The organism is Aeromonas sp. TW 6 (genome assembly GCF_013168745.1).
Classification (GTDB): Bacteria; Pseudomonadota; Gammaproteobacteria; order Enterobacterales; family Aeromonadaceae; genus Aeromonas; species Aeromonas caviae.
On sequence record NZ_JABERS010000089.1, the window covers coordinates 1 to 4,846 of the forward strand.

Annotated in this window: 5 protein-coding genes; 4 read left to right on the top strand and 1 reads right to left on the bottom strand. The window is 63.7% G+C overall.

What is annotated here, in order from left to right:
• Positions 1-100: 100 nt before the first annotated feature.
• Complete coding sequence (locus HKD46_RS20895) at positions 101-451, bottom strand: cupin domain-containing protein (RefSeq protein WP_171865935.1); 351 nt, start codon at positions 449-451, stop codon at positions 101-103.
• Positions 452-657: 206 nt separating this feature from the next.
• Between HKD46_RS20895 and HKD46_RS20900 the strand changes: the two genes are divergently transcribed.
• From HKD46_RS20900 to dhaM, 4 genes are all read left to right on the top strand, one after another.
• A complete protein-coding gene (locus HKD46_RS20900) occupies positions 658-2,016 on the top strand; it encodes an NCS2 family permease (RefSeq protein ID WP_010675944.1) in 1,359 nt (452 codons plus the stop codon).
• Between the two features lie 227 nt (positions 2,017-2,243).
• Complete coding sequence (gene dhaK, locus HKD46_RS20905; protein WP_171865936.1) at positions 2,244-3,314, top strand: dihydroxyacetone kinase subunit DhaK; 1,071 nt, start codon at positions 2,244-2,246, stop codon at positions 3,312-3,314.
• Between the two features lie 9 nt (positions 3,315-3,323).
• Positions 3,324-3,953: a dihydroxyacetone kinase subunit DhaL gene (gene dhaL / locus HKD46_RS20910; protein ID WP_005306235.1), complete on the top strand. Its 630-nt coding sequence runs from the start codon at positions 3,324-3,326 to the stop codon at positions 3,951-3,953.
• A gap of 2 nt (positions 3,954-3,955) precedes the next feature.
• Positions 3,956-4,672 carry a dihydroxyacetone kinase phosphoryl donor subunit DhaM gene (dhaM, locus tag HKD46_RS20915; protein ID WP_043155025.1) on the top strand — a complete coding sequence of 239 codons (717 nt, stop codon included), beginning with the start codon at positions 3,956-3,958 and terminating at the stop codon, positions 4,670-4,672.
• Positions 4,673-4,846: the final 174 nt, after the last annotated feature.

Genomic DNA, 4,846 nt, shown 5'->3' on the forward strand with positions numbered 1-4,846 from the left:
ACGACGACATCCTTGATGCCTGCACATCGGCCTGGAAGCACTTTATTGCCGATGTGGAGCGGGTGATGTCACTTTGTAGCCGAGATTGGATAAAACTGACCTAATGTTTAATCCGATTGGTATAATAGACGCAGAGCCAGACGGTTGTCTCGGTCGGATGGGTCCACTCCACCCGGTGCTGAAGGTGCGCCGGGATGTTGATGTAATCCCCCGGCCCCAGATGGACGCGTTCCTGTACCCCGGTATCCGGTGTGATGAAGACCAGGATGGCCTCTCCCTGCACCAGCAATACCCATTCGTGTTCATCCTGATCGAACCACTCTCCGGTAGGGGTCTGCTGCCCCTGGGAGAGGATGCGCTCGATACGAACATTGTTGGTACTGACCAGATCCGCGAACACTTCACTGGGCAGGGGGGAGGGGATCTGGCCAAGCAGGTTGCCTGTGTGCATGGGCTTCTCTCCGGTAGATGGGAACGTGGCTAGCTAAGAGTGTAGAAGCTTGGGATGGGCCGCTCTCATGGAAAATGAGGCCTCCAACGAGCCCTTTTATGAAAAACTTCGGGGAAATGGAGGCTTATCCGCTGCAATCTCGCCAAATTCTTGCTATTTTGCGCGCCAGCAAGCAAACGATTTCCTTCACACTTTCAGGATGAACTATGGCAACGCAACAAACGACGGCCCGCGCCGGCAATGGCGGGTTTCTGGATTCCTATTTCTCCATCAGCCAGCGTGGCAGCACGGTGCGACAGGAGCTGCTGGCCGGGTTGACCACCTTCCTGGCGATGGTCTACAGCATCATCGTCGTGCCGAACATGCTGGGCGCAGCCGGTTTTGAGCAGGGCCCGGTGTTTGTGGCGACCTGTCTGATCGCCGCCTTCGGCTCCCTGCTGATGGGGCTCTGGGCCAAGCTGCCGATGGCCATCGGTTGTGCCATCTCTCTCACCGCCTTTACAGCTTTCAGCCTGGTGCTGGGTCAGGGGCTGAGCATTCCGGTCGCCCTTGGCGCCATCTTCCTGATGGGGGTGCTGTTCACCCTGATCAGCGTCACCGGCGTGCGCCAGTGGATCCTGGACAACCTTCCCTCCGGCATCGCCCACGGTACCGGCATCGGTATCGGCCTGTTCCTGCTGCTGATCGCCACCAACGGGGTCGGCATGGTGATCAAGAATGAAGGAGCGGGCCTGCCGGTGCAGCTCGGCGAGATCACTGCCTTCCCGGTCATCATGACGGTGCTGGGTCTGGCTGCCATCTTCGGCCTGGAGCGCCGCAAGGTGCCGGGCGGCATCCTGATGGTGATCATCGCCATCTCCATCCTCGGCCTCATCTTCGATCCGAAAGTGACCTGGCAGGGCTTCTTCGCCATGCCGAGCCTGAGTGGCGAGAATGGCTCCTTGGTGGGCAGCATGGATCTGCTGGGCGCCCTCAATCCGGTGGTGATTCCGACCGTGTTGGCCCTGGTGATGACCGCCGTGTTTGACGCCACCGGCACCATCCGTGCCGTGGCCGGTCAGGCTGGCCTCATCAACGAGCGTGGCCACATCATCAGCGGTGGCAAGGCCCTGACTGCGGACTCCGTCAGCAGTATGGTGGCGGGCGTGGTAGGTGGTGCTCCGGCAGCCGTCTACATCGAATCCGCCGCAGGGACCGCTGCCGGCGGCAAGACAGGTCTGACCGCCACCCTGGTCGGCGTGCTCTTCCTGCTGATGATCTTCCTCTCCCCGCTGAGCTATCTGGTACCGGCCTACGCCACCGCACCGGCCCTGATGTATGTGGGCCTGCTGATGCTGGGCAACGTCACCAAGCTGGACTTCAACGACTCGGTCGATGCCCTCTCCGGCATGCTGTGCGCCGTCTTCATCGTGCTCACCTGCAACATCGTCACCGGCATCATGTTAGGCTTCGTGGCCCTGGTGGTCGGCCGCCTGTTTGCCGCCGAGTGGAAGAAGCTCAACATCGGCACCGTCATCATCGCCGTGGCCCTGGTGATCTTCTACGCCGGTGGCTGGGCCATCTAATCTTCACGCTATCGAGAAGGGCCCTGCGGGGCCCTTTTTCATGGCTGTGAGGCGGCTAACACTTTCCCGGGTCTCCCCATCCGCTTGTTTCAGATTGAAACGTCAGGCTTTGTTTGCTGTTTCAGATCCGAACCGAAACCCCTGTCATTTTTATCCTCCTATGGCTCGCTAGACTGGCTGCATCAACCATCTGTCCACCCGTGTGGTGGCAAGCCAAGGAGTGAGCCATGAAGAAGCTGATCAACGCTGTCGATGCCGTGGTCCGTGAACAACTGATGGGGATGGCCGCTGCCCACCCCGAGCTCAAGGTGCGAATCGAACCCCACTACATCACCCGCGCCGACGCCCCCGTGACGGGCAAGGTGGCGCTGGTCTCCGGTGGCGGCAGCGGCCACGAGCCCATGCACGGTGGCCTGGTGGGCAAAGGAATGCTGGATGGTGCCTGCCCCGGCGAGATCTTCACGTCCCCGACCCCGGATCAGATGTACGAGTGCGGCCAGGCCGTCGACGGCGGCGCCGGCGTGCTGTTTCTGGTGAAGAACTACACCGGCGACGTGCTCAACTTCGAGACCGCGGTCGAGCTGCTGCACGGTGACGGGGTCAAGGTGGGCTTCGCCCTCATCGATGACGACGTGGCGGTGAAGGACAGCCTCTACACCGCGGGCCGCCGCGGGGTTGCCACGACAGTGCTGTGCGAGAAGCTGGTCGGTGCCGCCGCCGAGGCGGGCTACGATCTGGCGCGCTGCGAGGCGTTGGCCCGTCGCATCAACAACCAGAGCCGCACCATAGGCGTGGCCATGCACGCCTGCACCGTGCCTGCTGCCGGCAAGCCCTCCTTCACCCTGGCTGACAACGAGGTGGAGTTCGGCGTGGGCATCCACGGCGAGCCGGGCATCGAGCGCCGTCCCTTCACCGACCTCAACGCCCTGGTGGACGACATGTTCAAGGAGCTGACCGACAACAGCCCCTATGGCCGCACTCTGCGCCACTGGGACATAGGCACCGGCAGCTGGCAGGAAGAGCACACCTTTATCGAGCCGCTCAATGGGGGTGACAGGGTCATCGTCCTGGTCAACAGCCTCGGCGGCACCCCCATCTCCGAGCTCTACGGCGTCTACGGCCGCCTCGCGGCCCTGTGTGAAGAGGCGGGCATCCACCTGGTGCGCAACCTCATCGGCCCCTACTGCACCTCTCTCGACATGACCGGCATCTCCATCACCCTGCTCAAGGTGGATGACGAGCTGATGACCCTGTGGGATGCCCCCGTTCACACCCCCGCCCTGCGGCGCGGCTGCTGAGGAATATTCATGTTAAGCAAGCATCAGATCGTCAACTGGCTGCTCGACTGCGAGCACATCTTCACCGAGCAGCGTGACTACCTCACGGCGCTGGATACCGACATCGGCGACGGCGACCACGGCCTCAACATGCAGCGCGGCTTTGCCAAGGTGGCGGAGAAGCTGCCCGCGGTGGCGGACAAGGACATCGGCCAGGTGCTCAAAACCACCGGCATGACATTGCTCTCCTCGGTCGGCGGCGCCAGCGGACCCCTCTACGGCACCTTCTTCATCCGGGCCGCGGCCAGCAGCGATGCCTGCCAGAGTCTGACCCTCGGCCAGCTCGGCAAGATGCTGAGCGACGGGGTGGAGGGGATCGTCTCCCGCGGCCGTGCCGAGCCGGGTGACAAGACCATGTGCGATGCCTGGTGGCCCGCTCTGGCCGCCCTGCAGCAGGCGGAACAACAGGGCCTGCCGCTCCCCGAGGCGCTGGACAAGGCGGTGGCTGCCGCCGCAGCTGGCACCGAGGCCACCATCCAGATGCAGGCCCGCAAGGGGCGCGCCAGCTATCTTGGTGAGCGCAGCATCGGCCATCAGGATGCGGGGGCCACCTCGACCCTGCTGCTGTTGACCGCCCTGCGTGACAGAGCGAGGTTGTAAACATGATCGGCATCGTAGTGGTCTCTCACAGCGCCATGCTTGCGGCCGGTTTGAAAGCCCTGGCCGATCAGCTCGGCAGCCCGGCGAAACTGTTGCTGGCGGCCGGGGTCGATGACCCCGCCCATCCCATCGGCACCGACGCCATCGCCGTGATGAGTGCGATGGAAGAGGCGGATGACGGCAGCGGGGTACTGGTGCTGATGGACTTGGGCAGCGCCCTGCTGAGCGCCGAGACAGCCCTCGAGCTGCTGCCCCCCGAGCTGAGCGCCCGGGTGCGGCTCAGCCCCGCCCCGCTGGTCGAGGGCACTCTGGCCGCCGTGGTGGCCGCTGGCGCAGGCCTGACGCTGGACGAGGTCGCCGCCGAGGCGCTTGGCGCCCTGGGCCCGAAACAGGGAATGCTGCCTGCCAGTGCTGCGCAGGCCACCACGGAGGCAGCCCCCGTTGCCGACGACGGCTGGCTGCGCTGCGAGGTGGTGGTCGATAACCCCCACGGCCTGCATGTGCGCCCCGCCGCCCGGCTGGTCGCGGCACTCAAGCCCTTTGCCGCTGAACTCAGGCTGCAAAAGGGGGAGAAAGAGGCGAATCCCCGCAGCCTGAGCCGGCTCGCCATGCTCGATGTGCGCCAGGGGGACAGGCTCATCCTGCTGGCGCGAGGGGAGGATGCCGGGGCGGCGCTGAGCTGCTTCCAGCAACTGGCGCAGGATCGCTTCGGCGACTGAAACATTCCCCCATCCGGGCCCCGTCAAGACGGGGCCCGCTTTTTTTGGGTTCTTCGCGGGATCTTGGGGAAGTGGAAGTTGACAGACAGGGTGCTGGTAAACTGGCTGTCTCCAAACACACCACCACCATCACCCTGCTGTCGCCGTGCATCATATTGATATTGCCTCCTTCTG